22 protein-coding genes are annotated in these 24,622 nt (G+C 40.5%); 7 read left to right on the forward strand and 15 right to left on the reverse strand.

The genetic code is table 11. The annotated features are described in order from the left end of the window. Window positions 1–4: 4 nt before the first annotated feature. The 12 genes from CXF95_RS10065 to CXF95_RS10120 all read right to left on the reverse strand — a co-directional run bounded on the left by CXF95_RS10065 (window position 5) and on the right by CXF95_RS10120 (window position 14,479). A complete protein-coding gene (locus CXF95_RS10065) occupies window positions 5–1,240 on the reverse strand; it encodes an efflux RND transporter periplasmic adaptor subunit (RefSeq protein WP_101198524.1) in 1,236 nt (411 codons plus the stop codon). Window positions 1,241–1,251: 11 nt separating this feature from the next. Continuing rightward, window positions 1,252–2,565 (reverse strand): TolC family protein, encoded by a 1,314-nt coding sequence (locus CXF95_RS10070; RefSeq protein ID WP_101198525.1) that lies wholly within the window; start codon window positions 2,563–2,565, stop codon window positions 1,252–1,254. A 10-nt stretch (window positions 2,566–2,575) separates the two neighbouring features. Then, on the reverse strand, window positions 2,576–3,523 hold the full coding sequence (locus tag CXF95_RS10075; protein ID WP_232787751.1) for a M56 family metallopeptidase: 948 nt from the start codon (window positions 3,521–3,523) through the stop codon (window positions 2,576–2,578). A gap of 36 nt (window positions 3,524–3,559) precedes the next feature. After that, window positions 3,560–4,999, reverse strand: a complete 1,440-nt coding sequence (locus CXF95_RS10080) for an IS66 family transposase (protein WP_101197042.1) — start codon at window positions 4,997–4,999, stop codon at window positions 3,560–3,562. A gap of 87 nt (window positions 5,000–5,086) precedes the next feature. Next, entirely contained in the window at window positions 5,087–5,494 is a 408-nt protein-coding gene (locus CXF95_RS10085; protein ID WP_101198527.1) for a BlaI/MecI/CopY family transcriptional regulator, read from the reverse strand. Between the two features lie 182 nt (window positions 5,495–5,676). Next, window positions 5,677–6,159 (reverse strand): DUF4440 domain-containing protein, encoded by a 483-nt coding sequence (locus CXF95_RS10090; RefSeq protein ID WP_232787752.1) that lies wholly within the window; start codon window positions 6,157–6,159, stop codon window positions 5,677–5,679. A gap of 29 nt (window positions 6,160–6,188) precedes the next feature. Beyond that, complete coding sequence (locus CXF95_RS10095; RefSeq protein WP_101198528.1) at window positions 6,189–6,722, reverse strand: cytochrome c; 534 nt, start codon at window positions 6,720–6,722, stop codon at window positions 6,189–6,191. Window positions 6,723–6,790: 68 nt separating this feature from the next. Then, window positions 6,791–7,111, reverse strand: a complete 321-nt coding sequence (locus CXF95_RS10100) for a hypothetical protein (RefSeq protein ID WP_101198529.1) — start codon at window positions 7,109–7,111, stop codon at window positions 6,791–6,793. A gap of 96 nt (window positions 7,112–7,207) precedes the next feature. Continuing rightward, the gene (locus tag CXF95_RS30520; RefSeq protein ID WP_101198530.1) at window positions 7,208–10,825 is read right to left on the reverse strand and encodes an efflux RND transporter permease subunit; all 3,618 of its coding nucleotides are present in this window, start codon (window positions 10,823–10,825) and stop codon (window positions 7,208–7,210) included. A 2-nt stretch (window positions 10,826–10,827) separates the two neighbouring features. Beyond that, window positions 10,828–12,393 carry an efflux RND transporter periplasmic adaptor subunit gene (locus CXF95_RS10110; protein ID WP_101198531.1) on the reverse strand — a complete coding sequence of 522 codons (1,566 nt, stop codon included), beginning with the start codon at window positions 12,391–12,393 and terminating at the stop codon, window positions 10,828–10,830. Beyond that, complete coding sequence (locus CXF95_RS10115; RefSeq protein WP_101198532.1) at window positions 12,393–13,850, reverse strand: TolC family protein; 1,458 nt, start codon at window positions 13,848–13,850, stop codon at window positions 12,393–12,395. Before CXF95_RS10115 ends, CXF95_RS10110 begins: the two co-directional genes overlap by 1 nt. 185 nt (window positions 13,851–14,035) lie before the next feature. Then, window positions 14,036–14,479 (reverse strand): hypothetical protein, encoded by a 444-nt coding sequence (locus tag CXF95_RS10120; protein ID WP_101198533.1) that lies wholly within the window; start codon window positions 14,477–14,479, stop codon window positions 14,036–14,038. Between the two features lie 204 nt (window positions 14,480–14,683). On the opposite strand from CXF95_RS10120, the gene CXF95_RS10125 reads away from it, so the two are divergent. Genes CXF95_RS10125 through CXF95_RS10135 form a run of 3 tightly spaced genes read left to right on the forward strand, consistent with a single transcriptional unit; the run spans window position 14,684 to window position 17,089 of the window. Continuing rightward, window positions 14,684–15,364, forward strand: a complete 681-nt coding sequence (locus tag CXF95_RS10125; RefSeq protein ID WP_101198534.1) for a heavy metal response regulator transcription factor — start codon at window positions 14,684–14,686, stop codon at window positions 15,362–15,364. Next, complete coding sequence (locus CXF95_RS10130) at window positions 15,351–16,805, forward strand: heavy metal sensor histidine kinase (RefSeq protein WP_101198535.1); 1,455 nt, start codon at window positions 15,351–15,353, stop codon at window positions 16,803–16,805. The genes CXF95_RS10125 and CXF95_RS10130 overlap by 14 nt, the downstream gene beginning before the upstream one ends. Then, window positions 16,805–17,089: a response regulator gene (locus CXF95_RS10135; RefSeq protein ID WP_101198536.1), complete on the forward strand. Its 285-nt coding sequence runs from the start codon at window positions 16,805–16,807 to the stop codon at window positions 17,087–17,089. The genes CXF95_RS10130 and CXF95_RS10135 overlap by 1 nt, the downstream gene beginning before the upstream one ends. Before the next feature lie 24 nt (window positions 17,090–17,113). On the opposite strand, the gene CXF95_RS10140 is transcribed toward CXF95_RS10135, so the two are convergent. Both CXF95_RS10140 and CXF95_RS10145 read right to left on the reverse strand, forming a co-directional pair. Continuing rightward, entirely contained in the window at window positions 17,114–17,293 is a 180-nt protein-coding gene (locus CXF95_RS10140) for a hypothetical protein (RefSeq protein ID WP_101198537.1), read from the reverse strand. Window positions 17,294–17,545: 252 nt separating this feature from the next. Continuing rightward, complete coding sequence (locus tag CXF95_RS10145; RefSeq protein ID WP_101198538.1) at window positions 17,546–18,949, reverse strand: MBL fold metallo-hydrolase RNA specificity domain-containing protein; 1,404 nt, start codon at window positions 18,947–18,949, stop codon at window positions 17,546–17,548. Between the two features lie 240 nt (window positions 18,950–19,189). On the opposite strand from CXF95_RS10145, the gene CXF95_RS10150 reads away from it, so the two are divergent. Further along, complete coding sequence (locus CXF95_RS10150; protein ID WP_101198539.1) at window positions 19,190–20,338, forward strand: 6-phosphofructokinase; 1,149 nt, start codon at window positions 19,190–19,192, stop codon at window positions 20,336–20,338. A 119-nt stretch (window positions 20,339–20,457) separates the two neighbouring features. Here the strand turns inward: CXF95_RS10150 and CXF95_RS10155 are convergent, their stop codons facing one another. After that, window positions 20,458–20,916: a hypothetical protein gene (locus CXF95_RS10155; protein ID WP_101198540.1), complete on the reverse strand. Its 459-nt coding sequence runs from the start codon at window positions 20,914–20,916 to the stop codon at window positions 20,458–20,460. A gap of 74 nt (window positions 20,917–20,990) precedes the next feature. On the opposite strand from CXF95_RS10155, the gene cls reads away from it, so the two are divergent. From cls to CXF95_RS10170, 3 genes are all read left to right on the forward strand, one after another. Further along, on the forward strand, window positions 20,991–22,445 hold the full coding sequence (gene cls, locus CXF95_RS10160; RefSeq protein WP_101198541.1) for a cardiolipin synthase: 1,455 nt from the start codon (window positions 20,991–20,993) through the stop codon (window positions 22,443–22,445). 59 nt (window positions 22,446–22,504) lie between these two features. Then, window positions 22,505–23,275 carry an endonuclease/exonuclease/phosphatase family protein gene (locus tag CXF95_RS10165; protein WP_101198542.1) on the forward strand — a complete coding sequence of 257 codons (771 nt, stop codon included), beginning with the start codon at window positions 22,505–22,507 and terminating at the stop codon, window positions 23,273–23,275. Window positions 23,276–23,554: 279 nt separating this feature from the next. Beyond that, entirely contained in the window at window positions 23,555–24,325 is a 771-nt protein-coding gene (locus CXF95_RS10170; protein WP_101198543.1) for a hypothetical protein, read from the forward strand. Window positions 24,326–24,622 lie beyond the last annotated feature (297 nt).

The raw sequence follows: 24,622 nt of genomic DNA on the forward strand, positions 1-24,622 counted from the left end.
GCTCCTAGTGGTCGTGTGATGCGCCGGACTTTTCAATGTCGGCTTTGATGATGTAGCTATTGGTAGTCACGTATTCTGTACCCAAATCGACACCGCCAAGTACTTCATTCCATTCACCTGCTTCGCGGCCTAATTCCAACATGCGTACTTCGTATTGCTCGCCCACCTTCGCATACACCACGGTAAAGTCTCTGAAGCTTTGCAACCCAATACGTTTGACTGCCAAAGGCACATCAAAGGTATCAATCTCTATCAATGCTGATACAAAAAGGCCTACATTCAAGCTGCCATCAGAATTATCGATTTCAACTAAAAACAATCTGGCTTGATCGTCTCTAGCCGTTAATCTTTTATCACTAATGACTGAGGATATAATGGTGTCGTAACCGTTAACGGTCAGAATGACAGGTGCGTCTTTTTTTACTTTGGACATATCCATTGGGAACACTGCCAACTCAGCCAATAGCTTATTTGGCTGAGTAATTTCCAATAGGATGCGATCGTTAGTCTGTTCACCTGTATTGGCTAATTGTTGACTGATAATACCAGCAATCGGGGCATGTATTTGAAACGACTTTAGGCTCTCATTACTTTCTATTGTCAGTAACAATTGTCCTTTCTTAACAGCATCACCCAAGCCAACATGCACTTGTTTGATTTCGCCTTCAAAACGCGCTTGTATTGTGCGTTTAGCATCGGCTGGTAAGACAAGCTTGCCATAGACTTTAATCGTTTGGTGCAAGGTTGCAGACGCTACAAATTCAGTCTCAATATTCATCGCCTTGGCCACTTTATCCTCGATAAGTGTGCGCCCTTCAAAATTGTCGTACTGCCACGTATATTTTCGACCTTGGTAATTAGCCTCAATAGAAACCATAAAAGAATGAGGTTCATATATAACCGTGTCGCCGCGAAGATAGTCGCCTTCGACTCTAAAGTTGATATCATCGACCACTCCCCCTAAACGTATCAGCTTAACGTTCAAGTCAACATCGGAAGGAGATACCGCATTTTTGCCTTTAGTGATCCAAACGCGAAATTCAGGTGGTACGCCTGATTCGAAAATAGCTAGTTCAATAGCAAAGTCCCCATCACGTAACATCCTTCCTTTATGTGGTCCTTTTTCCGGCTCAGACTCTTCTTCTACGGGGGCAGATTCTGCGAATACAATGTTAGGCGACATAGTAGAGACCATCCCTAACAGGCATAACAACACTAAAAAATTCGTTGGTTTGTTCATTTCTTTCTCACTTAATTGGATACAGAGACACCCGTCAGGCGCTGAATTTCGATATGTTGTAGATGAATAGCTTGATAGGCATCAAGCAACTGTGCCTGAGTACTGAGCAATTCTTGCCTTACAGTAGTCCACTGCAAATAGCCTATTTTTCCAATGTCGTATGCCTTACTGGACTCTGCTGACGCCTGCTCCAACAAGGGGATCACCTTGTCAGTCAGGGTATCTATCACATGTTTGCTATGATTGATGTTTTGCAATAGCACAAAAAGCTGAGTGTTGAGCTTTCGTGATAAGGCAATGGCTTGGCTTTGGAGTTTTGCTTGCTGAGCTTTGACCACCTGTACTTGACCAAGGATGCTTTTATCACTGCCCCAAGGGATCGAAATTCCAGCAACCAATCCAAAGTCATCGGTTGTTTCATAGCGCCTGATCCCAGCCGAAACTTGCCATTTTGGCTTAGCTTCTATGCGAGCCAGCTCTATTTCTGATTCTGCAATCCGCTGCTGATTTGCAAATGCTAATAAAGCGGGATGTTGGTTAAGTTTCTCAAGCTCTGATTGCAAATTGTCTATCACTGGCACCATTAGCAGATCACCTTTGAGTGAATAGTCATTCGCATTCCCGCCCCATTGAGCCACTAACTGGTAGCGGCTGGCATAAAGTTCATGCATGAGATCTTCTACCTCTAGATCTCTGCGCACTAATTCTGCCTCTGCTTGCAGCTTTTCGATCTCTGAGCTTTTCCCAGCCTCTAATCTTCGATTTATCGCATCCACAGCAAGTTTTGCTTGTTGCTCAGCAAGTTTAGCCAGTTGCATCCTTTGCTCGAAGACAAGTGATTGTATGAATAACTTAGCCGTTTGTGCGGACACATCTAATGCTTTGATCTCTTGTTCAAAATCAACTTGGGTTACGGCTTTTTTTGCAGCTCGCACTCGACTTTTTATTACATCCTGTTCCAGCACCCAAGTGATGTTCAATGTGCTTTGTGCCGCGCCAAAATTACTGTGTTCTCCGGTTCCCATAGCATCTTCAATGGTAAGTCCAATCACAGGTCGTGGCAGAAAACCAGCCTGTTTTACTCTTGCATTTAAGCCAGAACGCTGATGTGAAAAAACCTCCATGTCGGGGTTCTCAGCAAGCGTAAGGGTGATGGCTTGTTCAAGTTGTAAGACTTTCTGCACCTCACTGTCCTGAGAGTTGGCTGCCTGTGCAAACAGCAATACACTTGCTGTCATATAGCCGCAAAAACGACGAGTAAACGCACTGTAAAACCGAGCCTCGGTCGGTTTTATGCGTAAGCAAAGACCTGTTGTTGGTTGCATTAAGATGTCCTTAAGAATGAGTAAATATAGTTTCAACGAGATGGTGAGTGGCATCAACTGCTAGGACCGTCAAGCACAGCATTATCAACATTGAACTCAACGGTATTAATAGCGGAATAGATTTGTTTGTTGGATTAAGCAGTTGCTGTACCCGTTGTGTAATAGAGTTTGCGCCGAAGTAACTCAGTGCTGGGTTTTGCACCTGCGTTGGCATCACTTTTTGTAACCTAGCCACCTTGACAAGGGTACTTGCAACGTATTCAGCAGAATGCTGAATTGCAGTGGCGCGATCTGCTAAATGTTCGGTGATTAACGAATACTTTGCGTTCAGATCCATTGCGATTTTTTTGGGATAATAAGCTGACAAAAAGGCGATGAATAATTTGCTTAACGGGTCTTTTTTGTGAGCGTGTGCCAGTTCATGCTGGATCACTATGTCTAACTCTTTGTCGCTAAGATTATTTATTAGACCACTGGAAACGTAGCATTTAGGCTTAAATAATCCTGATGTAAACGCTGTTGGAACATCGCTTTGTAATACCACTACATTATGCAGTCCGTAATTTTTTTGATGGGAATTCGAGAAAGCATTCAACACCTGTACTGCGCTGTTTTGCTGATACAATTGCCAACCTTTCATGGATATTAGCGCAACGCTAAAAAATACGAATAATATGACAGAAATACCGTGCCAACTGCTCATTTGAAATACATATAAATGATGCCAGTGTGCTACCTCTTCAATCCACCTATATAAAAATGTATTTGCAAATAAAGGGCTGAATAATAATGTCGTTATTAATCCTAAAAACCAAGGCCCTGCTACCCAACCCCATACCAGTGACTTTTGTGACTTCATAGAAAACAAGTTAATAAACTTGTTTAACAACAACCATGCACAAGACATGATTAACGCAGCAATAAAGAACCCCAACAATGCAATTGCTATAAGATTCATAGCGACAGCCCAGCTACTAATCAACATTATTCGTAACTATTCAGGTCGCGCAGATGAAAAGATGTCAGGAAGCCTGCCCTTGAACAATAGTCGCAACGCCTCACTTGCTGAAACATCTTGCTTGCGACAACTGGATATGTAACTGCGAAGCAAACAAAACATATCCGCACCGTTTTGACTTCTGAAACATCCCGATATTTTTTGATGTACTTTTGTCATTCGAATATCGTTTTCCCCTTGATTGTTAGTAAAGGGGACATCTTTTATTTCGATAAATCTAAGCGCATCATTTTCAAATTCTCTGAGCCGTTCAAGCAAGGCGCGCGCTTTGGTTCGTTTTAAACGACCCCGTTGTCCTGCTGGTCGGTCCTCCTCATTTGGTGGCGGACACTCCTTATCACCCTCAAAGAGTATTTCACGGTACTGTTCTCTGGCGACGCGGGCAGACTCTGGCGTTAACTTACCGTCATTATCCTTCACGTCCTGACAAAGCTTGGTCAGCAGTGCACGCATTTCATTGGCCCATTTCTGCTTGTCTTGCTCCCACGCTCTTTCCAATTCTCTCAAATGATGGGCATTGCACAGAGAATGTTCACATAGGATATATTTGTAGTAAGGTTTCCAGTGGTCATGGCACAGAATGCCCGTAAAGCATGGCAGTATCTCGGCCGCATCCATGGCCTCTTTCCCACGTTTATCGTGGGCATGGAAATACGTCCAGGTAAGTGATGAGGCACAATGTAACCAACGCCGCTTGCCGTTAATGTTGACGCCTGTTTCATCAACATGCAGCACGGGTGATGCTCGTAGTGCGGCTTTGATCCGATCCGCGGCACCTGTTTGCTCAATTAAATCTGACGCTTTTTGATTGAAGTTAAACAAGGTTCCCGCACTGATCGGAATATTGAGTTGATCGGAAAAATACTCTTCAATACGTTTATAAGGCAGCAATTGATATTGTGACAGGTAAACCGCGTGCGCTTTAATGCCATCGCCATATTGGATAGCACTGTTAACACCTTGTGGAAACTCAGCTGTGAATTTCTTGCCTGTTTCGTTGAGCAGTATTTGCGCTCTGTATTCGGTGACCATGCGTGATATTTCTATGTCAACCACTTGACGACACTGGACGCCAGCATCACGATACTTCCCAGGAGGCAATAGCGCCCTGTTTACGGGAATATCCTTGACTACATCGGGCTCTTCGAACGGGCTCAGCGTTTTACCCTCCCGCCCTTTCTGGCCGCCGGCCGGATTGTCAGATTTAGTCCTTGAATTCTTCTTTCTATCAAAATCTGTGGAGGGTGGTTTACTGCTGTTTTGGCTATTTAGTCCTAATCGATTAGCAAGCAAAGACACAACCAGCATGATCAATTCAATTGCCGCTCTTAAGGCCGGCGAAATTGATTTATCCTCTGTAAGCAACTTTTTTGTTGAATCGATCACACTGTCGATTTCAATGCCGTCAATCTTCATTGGTTAATAACTAAAGTGATATTAAGGCAAGTCTGACATCCTAGCGGGATCAGTCAATACGATCGCTGGGATCGTCAAAATATATTTTCATGAGGCTGAATAGTTACCATTATTCTTACTCTTTTGAAGCTGTTGGCGCTGTACTTCAATTAATTGCTCTAACTGATCAAGTTGTGCTTCATCTAATTCGTTGGAAACAGAAGAAAACGCAGCTACTAGGCTATTTTCTCCCTGGCCAATGAAATCACCGGTAACACTGTCTATTAATTTTGCGATTAGATGCTCACGGTCTATTTTTGCACGATACAGATATGCGTGGCCCTTTTTATCGCGGCTCAGTAAACCTTTCTTGAATAGTCTCTCTAATGCGCTTTGAACTGTATTCAATGAACTTTCACGGTGAGGAGCCAAAGCAGCATGCACTTGTTTTACATCGGCATCAGGCGATGCCCATAAATATTGTAATACTTGTCTTTCAAGTTCTCCGAGAAACATTCAGAACAGCCTTTCTCATTTTTAAACGGTGTTTATACTGGCACAGAGAAAACCGATAGACAATCGGTTTTATGTTTTGGAGGCGTATTATGCTGTGGGTAATGACAAAATATTTAGTGACCACCGCAATGATTGTTGCCGCTTTAGAAGTTGCCAAACGCAATGACAGATTAGGTGCTTTATTAGTTAGACCAATGGATGTGAGCAATCTTCCAACCATCACTGTCTTGCAATAAGGTAATTGTTTCATTCCCTGCGTTATCGATTTTCTTGCCCTTATAAACACCTTTACTTGAGCTTCGTGAAATTGAAATGGCGATTGAACTAAACACCTGTACATGATGTTCCAGTGTTTTTACGTCGATAGCTTGTAAATATTTCATATCAGATAACATATGGTGGCTAGCATATTCATCTGCACTGCGTTCAACCCCGCTTCCTTCTAATATCAGCACATCATCTGCCAGTAAACTTCTAGCCTTCACTGCATCTCCAGATTCAAGCGCTTTGTGGAATGCGACTACTACTTGTCCCGCCTCAGTGTCAGTTCCTGTGAACATAACTTGCTTATCTTGATGTTTTTCTTCTCCGTGAGAAAAAGCAGCGCTGCTAAAACACACGCTAAGTAACAAAAGAAGTGACTGTATTTGCATTGTAATTTTCATATAATAAGAATCTCTATTCTGAGTTGTTTTTATTCTATTGCCGTAATTATTTGATATTGCTCTGGTGTTAATGTGGGTAATCTGTTTATAAATGCCACCATCGCCCAAATCCGTTTATCATCATGGGTTTTACCCCAAGCTGGCATACCAGACGCTTTGATACCATGTTTGATTACCCAAAAGTTTTGACGAGCACTTTGTGCATCATCCCCGTGTTCATCACCTTCATGGCTTTCAGGAGCAATGGTTAAATTAGGCGGTGCTGGGTATAAACCCACACTCATATCGCTTTGATTTTGTCCTGGTTTTAAATGGCAACTTGCACACATAAAGTTATAGTCAACGCCGCCACTAAGGAGTAATTCAGGATCGACTAAATCTGGCACTTCAATATCTTCCGCTGCCTTTATTATGGACGTTTCTCTCGTTTCTTCTAAAAGCCAATAAACTAGGTCACTGTGAGGTTCATCGGCTGCAACATTAACAATGCCTGAGTAAATAACGGTTGTAGCGGCTGCTATGCCTAACACAACAAGTAGCAGTAATAATTTAAGTATTTTCATAGCCTGTCCTTCTTTAGTTAAAAGACACTTAGCCCATGACTTTGCGCTAAGTGTTCTCTCAAATGTATTTAATGATTGCTATGCTTATCTTTCTTCATGTCTTTATCATCCATCTTTTCACCCATTTCGCTGTGATCCATTTTGCCATCCATCATTCCGTCAATTTTGTCGCTCGAAACTTCTGCTTGTTTCATGCATTTTTTCATCATGGCCATAGCGACAGGATCTTTCATATCCATCTTGCTGTGATCCACTTTGCTACAATCGGCTTTTTCAGGCTTTTTTGCGTGCAACTTGGGGTCATGCGCCGCAGCCGTCATTGATAAAGTAAGTGTTGGTATTAATACCAAAGCGATTTTACTGATTGTTTTAATTAAGCCTGTTTTCATGGTTTATTCCTACTTTTGTCATTAAGGTTTTCTAGGTAAATTCATCCAATGCAATGTGTTTGCATCAGAGTTATTCATTTTTAAAAATTCATACAATTATACTTTTGACGCTGTACTTTTTATTGATGACGAGCGCCATAAATAAAATAACGCGGGCAACACAAGTAACGTCAGAATGACCGCACTCGACATCCCACCGACCATTGGCGCTGCAATGCGACTCATGACCTCAGATCCAGTACCCGTACCGTACAAAATAGGTAATAAGCCAACAATAATCGCTGCGGCTGTCATCATCACAGGGCGAACACGCATACCCGCGCCGTGTAAAACGGCCTGGAGTACATCTTCTTTGGTTGTCGAAACATTATTTAATTGGTGTTCACTGAGCATTTCTTTGTAAGCTTGATTTAAATACACCAGCATAATGACGCCAATTTCTACAGCCACTCCTGCTAGCGCGATAAAACCCACGCCAACCGCCACAGAGAAGTTATAACCTTCTAAATACATCAACCATATGCTACCGACCATGGCTAGTGGCAAAGTACCCATGATCATCGCGACTTCAATCACGTTACGAAAGTTAAGATAAAGTAATATAACGATGATAAATAAGGTTAATGGCACAACGTAGGTCAGCTTAGCTTTTGCACGCTGCATGTATTCATATTGCCCAGCCCAAGTGATAGAGTAACCAGCCGGTAAATCTAATTTATCTGCCACCACTTTCTGTGCAGCTTCAACATAAGTCCCTACATCAACGCCGTCGATATCCACAAATGCCCAACCATTTAGACGTGCATTTTCAGATTTAATACCCGGAGGTCCATCTTCTACGATGATATTAGCCACATCTCCCAATGAAATTCGTTGACCGTTAGGCGTCACTATAGGCAGCAATGATAGCTGTTCAGGCGAATCACGATAATCTTGTGGATAACGTAAATTCACCGGATAGCGCTCTAACCCTTCAACCGTTTGAGTAACATTCATGCCACCAATAGCGGTAGCCACCACTTGCTGTATTTCAGCGATATTCAATCCATAACGAGCCGCTTTTGCCCGTTGGATATCAACTTTTATATATCGACCACCGGCAACACGCTCTGAATAGACTGACGAGGTGCCAGGAACATCGGCTAAAATCACTTCTATTTGTTTACCTATCTCTTGAATAGCGCCTAGTTTAGGACCGGCAATTTTTATTCCTACAGGTGTCTTAATGCCTGTTGCCAACATATCAATACGCGTTTTAATTGGCATAACCCAGGCGTTAGTTACCCCTGGTAGTTTGACTAATGCATCCAGTTCTTTTTTCAAGCTTTCTGTCGTTACCCCTTCTCGCCACTCATCATGCGGTTTTAACTGGATGAAGGTCTCTATCATGGTAAGAGGTGCTGGATCGGTTGCCGTTTCGGCACGACCGACTTTACCAAACACGGTTTTTACTTCTGGAACAGTTTTAATCAACTTGTCCGTTTGTTGCAGAAGTTGTCGAGCCTGACCGATAGAAATACCGGGGTAAGTCGTGGGCATATACATCAAATCACCCTCATCAAGGGGTGGAATAAACTCACTACCTATTTTATCCAGTGGATATATGCCAATGGCAAGAACCGCTAATGCAGCTACTATCGTCACTTTTGGGAAACGTAAAACGGTTTTCAACGCTGGCATATAGATAAAGGTTAAAAATCTATTGACCGGGTTTTTATGTTCAGGTAGCACTTTACCTCGAATAAAATACCCCATTAGTACCGGCACTAAGGTAATGGCCAATGCAGCAGAAGCAGCCATGGCATAGGTTTTAGTAAATGCTAGCGGAGCAAACATTCGACCTTCTTGGGCTTCTAAGGTAACTATCATGGTAAGAGGTGCTGGATCGGTTGCCGTTTCGGCACGACCGACTTTACCAAACACGGTTTTTACTTCTGGAACAGTTTTAATCAACTTGTCCGTTTGTTGCAGAAGTTGTCGAGCCTGACCGATAGAAATACCGGGGTAAGTCGTGGGCATATACATCAAATCACCCTCATCAAGGGGTGGAATAAACTCACTACCTATTTTATCCAGTGGATATATGCCAATGGCAAGAACCGCTAATGCAGCTACTATCGTCACTTTTGGGAAACGTAAAACGGTTTTCAACGCTGGCATATAGATAAAGGTTAAAAATCTATTGACCGGGTTTTTATGTTCAGGTAGCACTTTACCTCGAATAAAATACCCCATTAGTACCGGCACTAAGGTAATGGCCAATGCAGCAGAAGCAGCCATGGCATAGGTTTTAGTAAATGCTAGCGGAGCAAACATTCGACCTTCTTGGGCTTCTAAGGTAAATACAGGAACAAAGCTCACCGTAATAATTAATAAACTAAAGAATAATGCCGGACCTACTTCACTCGCCGATTCAGTGACTATTTGCCATCGATTCTCATTAGTTAAGGGCGTTTTTTCCATATGTTTATGCATGTTTTCTATCATGACGATAGCACCATCAATCATCGCACCAATAGCAATAGCAATACCTCCTAGCGACATGATATTGGCGTTAAGTCCCTGTAAATGCATAACAATAAAGGCAGTTAAAATACCTACGGGCAAACTAATAATCGCTACTAAAGATGAACGAACGTGGAATAAGAAAATGATGCAAACTAACGCTACCACACCAAACTCTTCCAGCAGCTTGTAGGTCAAGTTATCGACTGCTCGTTCAATCAAGGCAGAACGGTCATAAACAGGCACTATCTCTACGCCGTCCGGCAGTCCTTTCTTTAGTTTTTCAAGCTTTTCTTTGACATTTTTAATCACTTGTTGAGCGTTTTCGCCAAAACGCATGACGACTATGCCACCGACTGTTTCACCTTCGCCGTTAAGCTCAGCAATTCCACGACGCATCTGCGGGCCAGTTCCAATATCTGCAACATCCTTTAACAGTAAAGGCGTACCATTTTCATTAACTCCCAAAGGAATATTTTCTAAATCATCTACACCTTTGATGTAACCCGTCGCTCTGACCATGTACTCAGCTTCGGCCATCTCAACCACTGAAGCTCCTATTTCCTGATTACCTTGTTTAATGGCCGTTTGAATATGAGAAAGTGGAATACCAAAAGCACGTAACTTATCAGGGTCAACTCTCACCTGATATTGCTTGACCATACCGCCAAGGGCAGATACCTCTGAAACGCCAGGTACAGTTTGCAACTCAAACTTTAAAAACCAATCTTGTATACTGCGTAATTGACTTAAATCATGTTGGCCTGTTTTATCGGTAAGTGCATACAAGTATACCCAGCCAACGCCTGTTGCATCCGGACCCAATTGAGGCCGTGCATCAGCAGGTAGATCCGGAGCAACTTGACTTAAATACTCAAGTACCCGTGAACGTGCCCAATAAAGATCGGTATCTTCATCGAAAATAACGTAAACATATGAGTCTCCAAAGAATGAGTAACCTCGCACGGTAACGGCACCCGGCACCGATAACATGGCTGTGGTCATTGGGTAAGTGACCTGATCCTCGACAACTTGTGGTGCTTGCCCGGGGTAGCTTGTTTTAATGATCACTTGCACATCTGATAAATCAGGAAGTGCATCAATCGGTGTTTTGTTGACGGAATATAATCCAACGCCAACCAATAAAAATGTCGCTAGTAATACGAAAAATCGATTGCTAACAGACCAACGAATAATCGAGGTGATCATCATTATTCTCCTTTGTCGTTAGCAGCATCTTTGATTGCAGCCTCAGTTTTCGGCTTATCCATTGCCATCGCGCTGACAATAATAAAATTACCTTCTCTAATTTCAAAGGTGAACATCACATAAGCATCATTTGAAAATAAGGACATATCAACATTCTCATCAACAATAAAATCAACTCTGTCTGCCTCACGTCCCCACTTTAAGATGGCTTCTCGGTCGATGGTGACCATTCGATGATCAACCATTGCCGACACCACAGTACCGTTCACTGTGGCTGAGGAAACACTATCCTTACTATTACTCATATCCTTTTGTGGTGACTCATTTTGGGCAGTTTCATGATTCATGCGTTTAAAATCAGATGATTTACTTGATTCTGAATCAAGTAAGAATTGCGCCGAACTGACGACTTTTTCTCCCTCGCTTAGCCCTTTCAATATTTCTACACTTTCGCTGTCATAACGACCCACAGACACCTCAACAGATTTAAAACTACCTTCACCTAGTGCCAGCACAACTCTATCTTGATTACCTGTTCTAATGAGGGCCTCTTTTGGAATGAGTAGCGTTTGTTCATCACCTGTCGTATGAATGGCAATTTGTGCAAACATATTAGGTTTAAATTCACCCTCTTCATTATTGAAGCGCAATCGTACTTTCACCGTTCGTGTTTTAGCATCAAGGGTTGGGTATATATAATCCACTTGACCTTCCCATGTTTTACCTGGTAAATAATCTAGTGTCATAGTGACGGGTGTAGCTTTCTTAACTTGGCCGGCCTGTCTTTCGAATACTTCTGCCTCGACCCACACATCTGATAGGTCACCTATTACCATCAAGGTAGAACCAGGTTTTACGAAGGAGCCTTCGCGTATGTTAAGGTTTTCAACAACGCCATTTTGCGGAGAATAAAAAGTAATGTTTTGTTGAACGTTTCTGGTTTTTTTGAGTTTTTCAATAGCCGTCTTAGGTAACTGTAATGCTGACAACCTATTTTCAGAAGCCGTGATTAATCGACTGTTTTTTCTATCTAACGCCAGTAATAACTCCTCTTGAGCATTAACTAACTCAGGAGAATAGATATCGTATAATGGCTGTTTTTTTTTAACAGGATCTCCGGTAGCCTTAACATAGAGCTTCTCGACCCATCCTTGAACACGAGGGTGAATATGCGCAAGTTTATCTTCATTGTAAGTAACATAACCCACTGTGCTTATTTTGGTATGTAATTGGTTGTAACGTGCCGTTGTTGTACGTACCCCTAAATTATTCACAACATCAGGTGAGATGCGAATTGTACCTGGACCTGCATCAGGTCCTTTTCCGTCATCGTCATAAACAGCCACTAAGTCCATTCCCATTGGCGATTTACCTGGCTTATCCTTCTTATAATTTGCATCCATTGGTGCGACCCAATAAATCGGTTTCTTCTCTTCAGTTGTTGCGTTAGTTATTGAGATACTTTCTGAAGGAGCGATAAAATAAGTTGCACCAAAGGTTAAAATACCACCTAAGATCATGCCAATAATTATCGGTTTAGTGTTTTCCCTTAAGGTGTTTGGGCTCATTATTTTTCTCCCGAAATAGCAGCATATTGGCGGCTGTTAAATAAATTCATATGATTTTTTGTGGTTGAAGTATCGAGACTGTCGATAAAAAGGTAATTAAGTTCTAGCCGTATTTTCTGCTCTTCTACGTTGAGTGTTAGTTCGTCTATTTCGGCATTTAACACGGCAATACGTGAGCGAACAACTTCTGAAAAATCGCCATCATCATTGGTATAAGCAGTCAAAGAGGCTTCTGCTTGATCATATATTTGCGGTAATAATTTGGTTTTATATAAATTCTGCCTGTCGATTAGGCGCAATAACCTTCCTTTTGCGCTCGAATAAGTACCTAACAATTGTCTAAGTAAGAGTAACTTTTCGGTTTTAACCGCTTCTGTTTCAGATATCGCTGATTGCACCTCTTTATCTTGTCTGTTTTCAGTAAAAAGTGGTAAATCAAACGTCACACCAACCGAAAATAAATCAGCTCGACTGGTGCCCATAGGATCATCCCCACGATAGCCATAGCTTGCGTTTACAGCCCATTCAGGTTTGTACTTTTGCTTCGCTGATTTAATGCCTGCTTTAGAAGCGTTTACTTTTTTTTCTATAGCGACAACAGAGGGATGATTTGAGAAATATAGGACCAACTCATCTGGCTTGTGCCAATTTTCTTTGTAGACTAAATCACTATTAAGTAACTCAATTTGAGGTAGCACTTGGTTAAGAACGATATTGTGTAAAGTAAAATCAGACCCTAATGGCGCTGCATATTTAGCACTATTTTCAGTAGAAAACGTGGTAAGCCATTGTGCAAGCATGCCGTCATAGCGGTTTTTCTGTTGCTCTAGTTGATCTAATCTATCTTCTAAACGTGTTAACTCTAATTGTGCTCGAACAATATCTTGCTGACGCGTTTTACCTAAAGCTGATGAGTAGCTTGCTGCAGCTACATCGGCTAACTGTTCAAACAACGACCTATTAGTTTCAATTAATGCGATACTTTGTTGAACTTGATAAGCATCCAACCATAAGCTTCCTAACGTAACGGCCACTTTTGATTCCCTGTCTTTTCGTTGATATGGGAATGCTTCACTTTGAGTTTTCAGTTGTTGGCTTTTAATATCTAAGGTATCGCCGCGAGGAAACATTTGTGAAACGCCCACTTTAGCCTGTGTCATCCCTTCCTGACCAAAATCGAAACCGTTAGTGGGCAAGTTTGCCAGTCCAATCGTCACCTTAGGATCCGGTAATGTATTGACTGCAATACTCATCGATTCGATGGTTCTTTGTTTATGAACATTCCCAGTTAACCAAGGATCATTTATTTGGGCCGCCCTGATAGCCTTTTCGAAAGATAAAGGTGTATTAGCGTTCATCAATGGCAACTCAGAGGCACTAGCAGATAAAAGAATAAAAGCTAAAATCCCTGCACCGAATTTCATGTGGAATTTACGATTTTCATTGAATTTATTCATTAGTATTGTTCCTCATAAGTCATCACTTTCTTATATGCAGTTACAGTCTCGTCTACATTAAGAAGTAAGATATTTATTAATCTCATTTCAATATTCTCTTTCTTTTTGACATTGCGTAACACAAGGTCGAAACAAATCAGTTCCAGCTACTCTGGAAAGTCAAATTTAAAGCAGATCTTCACTGCTTAAGAAGAAGTTGTTATTGGGGGGCGTTGAGGGAGAGCTAAGAATATATTATGTATAGTAGAATGATTCACAATCAATTGAGTTGTTTTGTAGTCAATTGGCGTATCAATATTGGGTTCACTTGGCACGGCAACAGTCATCAAACCCATTGGACAACAACAGTCTTTTTGACAGCAATCTTCATCAGGTATCACGCTAGATTTATCCATAGTCATGGCGTGTGTAGAATGATCTATATTTTTACCGTTCATCACCCTAACTCCGTCATCGGCGCACGGCATAAATGAAAGAGCAAAAGACTCCCCGATTTGAGCTGTGAGCATGATAAATATCATAAAAATTTTGGTGATTTTGTATAACACTTGAAACCTTAAACTTAAAAAACCAAGTTCACTAAAAAATGTGTAAGTCTTAACTTGGAGAAGTGTTGAGTTAGAATACACGTTTATAATACTCACCTAACATGTCACGGCCATTACTCAATGATTACATTTTTGTAATCAACACCTATTACACTGATTTATATTTTATATTGGTTGTTAGTAGCCGATTATTAGGTAAATTGGTTATTTTAAATAATGCAGTTAAAGTTTCCTGCTTTGATCGATTGAATACGCAACACCTTTCAATAACTAACGAGGTTAATAATGAAAATCCTTGTCGTCGAAGACGAAACTAAAACCGGAGATTATATAAAGCAGGGTTTAACCGAATCAGGCTTCGTAGTTGAATTAGTAAGAACTGGGCTTGATGGTCACCACAAGGCAATGACAGGCAGTTTTGAACTAGTGATACTTGACGTAATGCTGCCAGATATTGATGGATGGAGAATTTTAAGCTCTATGAGGGAGTATGGTAATCAGACTCCAGTGTTGTTTTTAACTGCTAGAGACAGTGTAAAAGACAGAGTAAAAGGTCTTGAACTCGGAGCAGATGATTATCTAGTCAAGCCATTCGCTTTTGCTGAATTACTTGCAAGAGTCAGAACACTGCTAAGAAGAGGCACATCCGTGCCGTCAAATACTATTAATATTGCTGATCTTGAATTAGATATTCCCTCCCGTGTAGCAACACGGTCAGGTAAACCTATAAGTCTTACGACTAAGGAATTTATGCTTCTTGAACTCATGGTTCGAAGACAGGGGGAAGTGTTACCTCGCTCGCTAATAGCATCACAAGTTTGGGACATGAACTTTGATAGTGATACCAATGTAATCGACGTGGCAATTAGGAGGCTAAGAGCGAAAATAGATGATTCGTTTACACCTAAACTGATCCAAACTGTCAGAGGTATGGGCTATAAGTTGGCGATAGATGAGCGTGAGTGACGTGCTAAAGAAACCTAATTCGCTTGCATTTAGAGTCACAGTATTAGTTGGGGTTACCATTTTTATATGTTTGAGCATCATGAACTTAATTGTTATTGAATCCATAAATCAGCATTTTATAGAGCAGGATGCGGACGAGCTAAATGAGGTGTTCGAAGCTGTTCAAACTAAGCTAGGTGAAGCCCATGAACAGAATGTACTACCATCTAGCATCCTCTTTCAAGCAGTATCTGGCCATCACGGCGTTTACTATCACGTCAAAGACAAAAATGACAATACGATATTCACCAGTCAAGGTGCTGACTTATCTACATTTCCGACAAAGTATAAAGCGCACAAGCAAGTTATTCCCTCGACTTTAATTCTATTTAACGATGGAAAGCATATGTTGAGAGGTACAAAAATAACCTTTGAATTACCAACCAAATTGGGACTAGAAAGGTACACAGTGACCGTTGCGTCCAACATGGAATTCCACATGAATTACATGCAGAACTTCAAGAGTACACTGTGGGGAATTGTATTTTTAGCTGGTGTGATTACCGTTTTTGCGGCACGTTTTGCAGTATACAAAGGACACTCGCCGTTAAGGCAATTGAGCAGGAAAATTGAGTCCATCACTGCTGATAAGCTTGATATTAGGCTGGATCCTTTAAATGTACCAATCGAACTCACCACACTAGTGGATTCTTTTAATACGATGTTAAAGCATCTCGAAGACGGTTTTGAAAGGCTTTCTCATTTTTCAGCAGATATCGCACACGAATTACGCACCCCAATCACAAATTTAACAACACAGACTCAGGTAATGCTCAGTAAACCGAGAGATAGTGAAGCATATATTGAAATTCTATATTCGAATCTTGAAGAATATGAACGTATGACCAAAATGGTGAGTGACATGCTTCTACTTGCACAAGCCGAGCATGGCTTAATTAAACCAAATCAAGATACTGTAGTAGTAAATAAGGAAATAAAGGGTTTGTTTGAGTATTTTGAGTTGCTCGCTGATGAGAAAAATATACAGCTTATATTAGACGGTTCGAATGTAGAGTTAGTGTGTGATAAAACTCTGTTGCGACAAGCGCTGAGTAATTTAATTTCTAACGCAATTCGTTACTCACCTAAAAATGACAAAATCATAATTAAAACAAAAACCTCATCTGATTTAATCTCAATTGCTATTATAAATCATGGCGACGTAATTCCTAAAGAGCATTTGGGTCGTTTGTTTGATCGCTTTTACAGAGCAGACGTCTCGCGTAATCGAGATGGTCATGGCGCGGGTCTCGGTTTGACGATTGCAAAATCTATAGTAAATATTAACGGAGGAGATATCTTTGCTGAATCCTCAGAAAAAAATACCTGCTTTACCATTATATTCAAGAAAGATAAGGTAGCTAAGTTTGATGACTCCACAAATGAAGCTATGAAAACGTGATGTTCTCTCCTTTTTCCAATTGTTTACCTGTAGGTAAACCAACACTGGTCGCCGTGTCTGAAAAAGAAACCGATGATGTTGAGGCTATAGAGAAAAACGCCCTAATATTGTTAGTTGACGATGATCCCGACGTGCTTGATGCTTCAGAAATGCTTTTATCAATGGAACCAGGTTTTGACATAGTGCGCGCGTCATCTCCTGCAGAGGCTTATGGGAAAATGGATAAACATTTGCCAGATTTAATCATTACTAATTTTTATCTTAACCATAAAGAGTCAGGCTGAATTGTTAGGGCTAGTGAAATACCATCAATCGCGGCTAGCGCGGTTGATGTGGTTATAAAGATTAACGCTATCAGGCCCTAATAAAATCCCTAAAAGCACACCAAGTGCTAGTGCTATGATAACTTTTAGCCAAAGTCTACCACCAATTAATTTATCAAATTGCTCAGTAAGGTTTTTTAGAGGGCTAGAAAATTGATTAACCACTATCTTTATCCGTCTATATCACAGAAGGTGTTTAAAACTTTTTCTGATACGTTATTGATAGCAAAACCGCAGTGTGCATTACGGATTAGATTCTAAATAAGGTAAAAATTAACCCGCAACAATATACTGTTCGCAAGTCGAGTAGTTTGTGAATTCAAGCATATAAAATCAAACATCTAATCGTTTAAATTCGGTATCGACAAAAATACATTTTAGGTGTTTTTGTCATTATTACATCGTTAACTGATTTACCTAAAAGGCTATGCAGTGACCTAATTGTGGAATGTCAGTAGCAATACTTTTTTCTTTCCATAATCTTTGTGATAACGCTTCCAATGCCTCTGGATCACCATGCACCAAGGCCACTCTTGTTGAATTATCAAAATTTGAAACCCAATCTACTAATTCCTGTTGTCCAGCATGAGCCGAAAAACCACCTAAGGTTTCAACTTGGGCTTTCACATTATAAGTTTCGTTGAATATTTTAATATGCTGTTTGCCATCCACTAACAAACGACCCAAGGTACCTTGAGCTTGAAATCCGCAAAAAATGATAGTGTTGCGAGAATCCCATATTCGTTGTTTAAAGTGATGTCGGATCCTTCCACCAGTGCACATCCCGCTGCCAGCAATAATAATGGCGCCTTTGGCAATATTGTTCACCGCCATGGAGTTTTCTGTTGTAACAGACAAAAATAGACGTGGAATAAAGTCTTTAATAATAGAATGGGCTCTAGGTGTCGCTTCCTCAATTTCTTGACTATCAAGAGATTCAAACCAGCGGTCATAGACTTTAGTCACTTCAATTGCCATCGGGCTGTCGAGTATCACTTGCCAGTTATCCAACAACCCTTCCCTATGTAACTGTCCTAGATAAAAGAGTATTTCTTGGGTGCGCCCCACAGCAAACGCGGGGATCATGATATTTCCTCCTCGTTTTTGTGTTTCAAGTAATATCTCTTTTAATTGAGCAACCGTATCTTCTATTGGTCGGTGGTTACGATCGCCATAGGTACCTTCCATCAACACTAAGTCAGCCTGTGTGAGCACTGTTGGATCATTCATTAATACTGCCGTTCTGTTACCTAAATCACCGGAGAAAACGACCTTTTTATGTTTCCCTTTATCACTAAATGAAAGTTCAACAATGGCTGATCCTAGAATATGTCCCGCATCATGAAATGTCACTTTTGCTTCAGAAGATATAAAAACCTCTGCTCCATAAATGTGGGATTGGCACAAAGATAGTGTTTTTAAAACGTCTTCTTCTGTGTATTCAGGCTCTAATAAAGGTTTTCCTTTGCGGGCCAGCTGACGGTTCTCACGCTGTAAATCACCTAAATAAATACTCACTGAGTCAAGTAACATGACATGTAATAAATCAGCGGTGGCGTCTGCGCAGTGAATGGGCCCGTTATAACCGTCGTGTACTAATTTTGGTAACATTCCGCTATGATCAAGGTGAGCATGAGATAGGATGACGGCATCAATGGTATGTGGGTCAAATAAAAAAATTTCCTGTTGTTCCCTATCCACTCTATTACCACCTTGATGCATACCACAATCAAATAATATGCGACCAAATGCCGGCGCCTCAAACATATGACATGATCCTGTAACTTCTTGTGCTGCCCCTAAAAACTTAACTGTAGCCATTGTTTACAAACCGAAATAAAAAGTATATTTGAATTCCATCTCACCATGAAGAGCTGTATTTTGACTTGATCTGAGTCAAAACAATTCACAGTTCTTTTAGTCTTAGTAGTTTGATCTGTGATTCAATATGAACAGTCACATCACGAATACTCATAGGAAGAATTTGATCATCATCAATAGTCGTCATCCAATATCTCGTATAATAAAACAATTACTTGAAACCATAAAAAGAGTCGTCCTATGAAGAAAAAAGCATTGCGTATTGGTGTGTTAACCGGTGGTGGAGATTGCCCTGGCTTAAACGCCGCTATTCGTGCGGTGTCTAAAAGTTTGATGATCAATTGCTCAGCTGAAATCATCGGTATACATGATGGCTTTTTAGGACTGATAGAGCAGCGAACTAAAAAATTAAATTATGCGGATTGCAGTGGTATTTTGTCTCAAGGTGGCACCATACTTGGCACAAATAACAGTGCCAGCCCTTTTAACTTTAAAGGCAAAGATGTCTCAACAGAGGTGATGGATTATTATCTCAGTCTAGGTTTAGATGGATTAGTGGTCATTGGTGGTGATGGCACGTTATCTATTGCCTATGAGATGTCGAAACTGGGTATGAATATAGTCGGCATCCCTAAAACCATTGATAATGATTTAATGGGAACGGATCGAACCTTTGGCTTTGATACCGCTATTGGCATAGTGACTGAGGCATTAGATCGTTTGCGCACGACTGGACAATCCCATAAACGTGTCATGATCCTTGAAACCATGGGTAGATATGCTGGGTGGATAGCCTTGCATGCAGGTATTGCTGGTGGTGCCGACGTCATTATTATACCTGAGTTTGCTTATGATATTGATGAAGTAGCCAAAGCCTGTCAATCACGAATGGGCGAACAACATTATTCTATTGTGGTAGTTGCCGAAGGAGCTAAACAGGCTGGGGGGACATTGACCGTTCGCGAAACCAATGAATTTGGATCGGATCCTATACGCTTAGGTGGTGTCGCTAATGTTTTAAAAATGCAGTTAGAACAAAAGATTGACGCTGAAATACGAGCCACAACCTTAGGCCACATTCAAAGGGGAGGCTCGCCTTCGGCATATGACCGAATTTTTGCTACTAATCTCGGCTGTTATGCTGCATCTTTAGTGGCAAACCAACACTTTGGCACAGTAGTGGTGTTGAAAAACAACCAACTATGCAGTACCTCCCTTAAAAATGTCGCTGATAAAAGTAGATTAGTGACAACAGAATCCCCTGCCCTAGCCAGTGCACTGTCAATGGGGATATGTTTTGGAAATGCTGATCTCATACCGGAATTACACAGTTTAAAACATGAGATCCCAGGTTCAGTTGGTAATCATTGGCCAAGGACCAAAGCATAAATATGTATCGCGAACACCAGCACATTGGTCAATTTTAGTGGGAGCAGTCCCACTGCTTTGAGACCTGTTACCTTTGGTGGACTATTTGGCATGACCTTGAGCCTATTGAATGACTTATTTTAATCAAAAATGAAGGGATCTTTATTAGCTTTAATTCGGATCCAGTTGAGGGAAGATCTTACTGACTTTCGCGAAAGAATATTTTGTTCCATCTTGTTTTTACCCGGAAACGGGAGCAAGCTAAAACCAATTAACATCGTGATTAAACCCTGACCAGGTAAAACCAACATCACAAGCCCAATCAACAAAAAAGATACCCCAACAAGCATTTTTGCCATTTTAAGGAGCTTGGTTCTGTTGCTATGCATCGAGGTTAAATGAGGGGGGATAATCCCATCTTCTTCAGAGAGTTGTCTGCGAATAAAGTATCGTTTATCCAGTTTGGTAATGATGTAACTTATGAATATAAAGTAAGCTATAGCAGTGGTTGTCGTTATTATTATTGTTAAGAATATAAAATTAGCACCAAAAGTCTCCATTAGATAATTTGCAATATTGTTGTAATATTCAATAAGCACTTTTGGTTTCCGCCATTGATTTAGTCCCGTGAATTGTTGATTCACTGCGAAGTTGGAGCTAGGAGTTGGGTTTTATGCAAATATTTGAAGTATTGGTTGAATGGGTTTACATCCATTGGGTAACCATCACCGTTATTTTGCATTTTAGCTTATCTCTTTTGGCATCGTTACATGTACTTCTTTTCAAAGAAAACGAACGTACATCATTGGCTTGGATTGGCCTTGTTATACTTTCGCCCGTTGTGGGAAGCCTGTTTTATTGGTTGTTTGGGATAAATCGTATTAAACGTTTAGCTCAAAAAAAACATCCAGAAACACTTAAACAAGACTTTCATCTCCAAGATACCCCTATTAAATTTCACCAACTGCCTAAACACTGGCATTCAGCCATCATCGCGGGTCATACTATTCACCCGGTCAATCATGTTGTAAATAACAGCGTTGAACCTCTCATTAATGGCGATTCTGCTTACCCGTCTATGATCCAATCCATTCATAGTGCTAAAAGTAATATCCTGTTGTCGAGTTATATATTTGATTACGATTCAATTGGACGCCAATTTATTCATGCGCTAGCTGAGGCTCATCAACGAGGTGTGATTGTAAACGTGTTACTGGACAGGATTGGCATTGGTGATAGCTGGCACAAAACAAACCGAGCTTTAAAAAAATTAAAGGTAACAACAGCCCGTTTTTTACCTTCAGATTTTATTACTAGTATTCGCTTTATCAACCTAAGAAATCACCGCAAAATTTTATGCGTGGATGGTGAAGTGGCTTACATCGGTGGAATGAACATAAGTCAGAAAAACCTGATTAAAACCGCAGCAAAGCCCATTGATGATATTCAATTTAAAGTCACAGGCCGAGTCATTGACCAGATTAGTCAGGTCTTTATAGAGGATTGGTTTTTTGCTACAGGTGAGTTAATTCAATTTCCCCGCTATAACTCACACACTCAGAAGCAGAGAAGCGCCCAGTCCGTCGTTGCTCGAATTATTCAAGATGGTCCAGATGAAGACCATAACAAAATCCGCTGGACATTAATTAACGCTTTAGTGTGTGCACAAAAAAGCGTAAAAATCATGACACCTTATTTTATTCCAGACCAAACACTCATGACGTCGCTTCACGCAGCGGCTTTGCGTGGTGTATCAATTGAAATTATTGTGCCTGAACACAGTGACATTCCTTTTTTGGACTGGGTTATGGAAGCCAATTTCTCGAGAATAATCGAGCACGGTATTCGGATATACAAAAATAAAAGACCTTTTGACCACAGTAAAATTGTGATTATAGATGACATCTGGTCATTTATAGGTTCCACCAACTGGGATGCTAGAAGTCTTGAATTTAATTTTGAAATCAACTTGGAATGTTTTGATACCGAACTCAATTCGAAACTAACAGAATTTTTCACTTTAAAAAAACAAAATGCTGATCCCGTCGATGCGGGCGAGGTGAATGGCTTATCTATTTACAAAAAACTTCGCAACAATTTGTTTCGTTTATTTTCACCCTATCTGTAATGCTATAGGTGGGTTAATACACTTAACGGTTATACGTTTGATTAAAGGCAAATATTTTCATGATAAAGCGTCGCTATAGCAAAGTTGAATCTCTAAAAATCATGGGGTTTTCCTCGAAACAGATGTTAGGCCCAGACATCAATATATTGCTGTGGAATGTGTTTAAATGCGGCAAGAACGGTTGGCGGGACGATTTTATAAAACTGCTCCATGGAAAAGATTTGATTCTGCTACAAGAAGCTATTTTAAATTCACCCTTCGACCTTCATTTCAAAAAATCATTAAAGCATCAGTGGATTATGGCCCGTAGCTTTAGAAATGTGAAAACCAATATTGAAACTGGTGTTAAAACGGGGTCGACTGTTGCAGCAAAAAAACACTATTTTTCAGCATCAAAACATAGCGAACCCTTTTCAAAAACAAAAAAAATGATGCTGGCAACGGAATATCCATTAGATACATCTGGGCAGTCATTGCTTGTTGTCAATTCTCACATTATCAACTTTGTTTCTTTTGACAAATTCAAATCGCATCTAGATCAAGTTTTCCAACCTCTTGAACATCATGATGGACCCATATTATTCGCAGGTGATTTTAATACGTGGAATGGGAAACGATTGCAATATTTTAATACACTTGCAATGTCGTTTTCCTTAGAGGAAGTGGAAATGAAGCGTCAGCCAAGGCTAACTCATTTATTTCAGCATCTTGACCATGTTTATTGTCGGGGTTTAGAGATAGTAGATACCCAGGTGCATACAGATATTCACACTTCTGATCATTACCCAATCAGTTTGTCGCTGCGTACCTTAAATCCATTAAGCGAGTAGCAACAGAATATTAGGGGTAAGGGTCATAATTATTTCAGTATTATGACCCTTACCGGTGACTGATTAGGCTACTGCTTAACTGCCTTAAATATGGCTAAACTCACTGCGTTTAAATCTCACATCAAACAGTATCTTCAATCTTGATAGTTTTAACGACTGACACCCCAGATCGAGTTAGGTAATGACCACATTTCAATAGGTACAATACCGAATACTATCTTACTCATGTCTCGGTCATGATGATTCCCGTTTAATGTAATTTTTAATAGGGCTCTTTTCATGAAAACAAAGAAGCAGACAACAGAATTTCAGTCAAGCTATCAAGCTATGGTAGACAGTGTCGAAGCGTTTGTAGTGAAAGAAGGTAAAAGCTTGCAACAGGCTTTTTTCGCCGCGGAAGAAAAACTCGAAGATGCCAAAGAAATAAGTAGAGAAAAAATTCAGCAAGCGAGCAGAGACTTAAAGCATAACTTACGTTTGTGGGGTGAAGCAGTAGATGGGGCCAGTGAAGTCTATAAAGATCAAATAAAATTTGATCTAGCCTATGTAAATAAATCAATTTGGAATAAATTTCAGACTATTGCAAATTCGAATACCGCGGAGTTTATAGCGTTCACAAGAACACTCAAGGAAGAAGCTCAAACAGTCATAACCGATGAACATATAGCCGCGCATCAGGAACATCATCAATGGGCTTCTGAACATGCTTTATGGCTAGATGAGATCGATTTTTGGAAAAAAGACCACGAACAAGCGCTAATTAAACTATTAGCAATTGAACAAGCATTGAAACAGCAATCGACGTCACTGTTTGAACATGCTCAGGTCATTCAGGCCCATGGCAACATAGACCATAAACATGAAAAAATCATGACAAATGCTGAACAAGATCCAAGTAGTGAGGTTTTCAATGTTGCCGATGAGAAAGAAATTGCATTGCATAATAAAGAACGCCAAATACACGCACAACACTCAGAATTCCATCAAGCATTAAAAATCCATCATTATAAAATAATGGCGATGATCAACATGCTTTATAAGGAAAGTTAATGACTGATTACAACGATCAAAGCAAGCTCAAACACTATTCCGTATCAAAGATGCAAGCCTTAAAAACGGAAATCGTTAACGGCGATGAGCAACGATTAAAAACCCTTTAAGTTCAACGTTTAAATCATCAAAGGACATCAATAATTCTATTGGGGATAACCACTTTTGCCGTTGTGATTATTGTAGATAATACCCGTTTTGGGGTCATAAAATAATATATTGCAATGCAATGTCGTTATATTCCCCGTTTGCAACACTAGGCGAATAACAACCTTGTGACACTTATTACTACATATT

The organism is Paraglaciecola sp. MB-3u-78 (assembly GCF_002835935.1).
Lineage (GTDB): Bacteria > Pseudomonadota > Gammaproteobacteria > Enterobacterales > Alteromonadaceae > Paraglaciecola.

Coding starts and splice junctions, on each gene's coding strand:
- CXF95_RS10170 (WP_101198543.1), top strand. CDS start 23,555: ATGAAAACAAAGAAGCAGACAACAGAATTTCAGTCAAGCTATCAAGCT.
- CXF95_RS10065 (WP_101198524.1), bottom strand. CDS start 1,240: ATGAACAAACCAACGAATTTTTTAGTGTTGTTATGCCTGTTAGGGATG.
- CXF95_RS10125 (WP_101198534.1), top strand. CDS start 14,684: ATGAAAATCCTTGTCGTCGAAGACGAAACTAAAACCGGAGATTATATA.
- CXF95_RS10085 (WP_101198527.1), bottom strand. CDS start 5,494: ATGTTTCTCGGAGAACTTGAAAGACAAGTATTACAATATTTATGGGCA.
- CXF95_RS10095 (WP_101198528.1), bottom strand. CDS start 6,722: ATGAAAATACTTAAATTATTACTGCTACTTGTTGTGTTAGGCATAGCA.
- CXF95_RS10075 (WP_232787751.1), bottom strand. CDS start 3,523: ATGAATCTTATAGCAATTGCATTGTTGGGGTTCTTTATTGCTGCGTTA.
- CXF95_RS10115 (WP_101198532.1), bottom strand. CDS start 13,850: ATGAATAAATTCAATGAAAATCGTAAATTCCACATGAAATTCGGTGCA.
- CXF95_RS10150 (WP_101198539.1), top strand. CDS start 19,190: ATGAAGAAAAAAGCATTGCGTATTGGTGTGTTAACCGGTGGTGGAGAT.
- CXF95_RS10100 (WP_101198529.1), bottom strand. CDS start 7,111: ATGAAAACAGGCTTAATTAAAACAATCAGTAAAATCGCTTTGGTATTA.
- CXF95_RS10110 (WP_101198531.1), bottom strand. CDS start 12,393: ATGAGCCCAAACACCTTAAGGGAAAACACTAAACCGATAATTATTGGC.
- CXF95_RS10165 (WP_101198542.1), top strand. CDS start 22,505: ATGATAAAGCGTCGCTATAGCAAAGTTGAATCTCTAAAAATCATGGGG.
- CXF95_RS10070 (WP_101198525.1), bottom strand. CDS start 2,565: ATGCAACCAACAACAGGTCTTTGCTTACGCATAAAACCGACCGAGGCT.
- CXF95_RS10145 (WP_101198538.1), bottom strand. CDS start 18,949: ATGGCTACAGTTAAGTTTTTAGGGGCAGCACAAGAAGTTACAGGATCA.
- CXF95_RS30520 (WP_101198530.1), bottom strand. CDS start 10,825: ATGATCACCTCGATTATTCGTTGGTCTGTTAGCAATCGATTTTTCGTA.
- CXF95_RS10080 (WP_101197042.1), bottom strand. CDS start 4,999: ATGAAGATTGACGGCATTGAAATCGACAGTGTGATCGATTCAACAAAA.
- cls (WP_101198541.1), top strand. CDS start 20,991: ATGCAAATATTTGAAGTATTGGTTGAATGGGTTTACATCCATTGGGTA.
- CXF95_RS10090 (WP_232787752.1), bottom strand. CDS start 6,159: ATGAAAATTACAATGCAAATACAGTCACTTCTTTTGTTACTTAGCGTG.
- CXF95_RS10135 (WP_101198536.1), top strand. CDS start 16,805: ATGTTCTCTCCTTTTTCCAATTGTTTACCTGTAGGTAAACCAACACTG.
- CXF95_RS10130 (WP_101198535.1), top strand. CDS start 15,351: ATGAGCGTGAGTGACGTGCTAAAGAAACCTAATTCGCTTGCATTTAGA.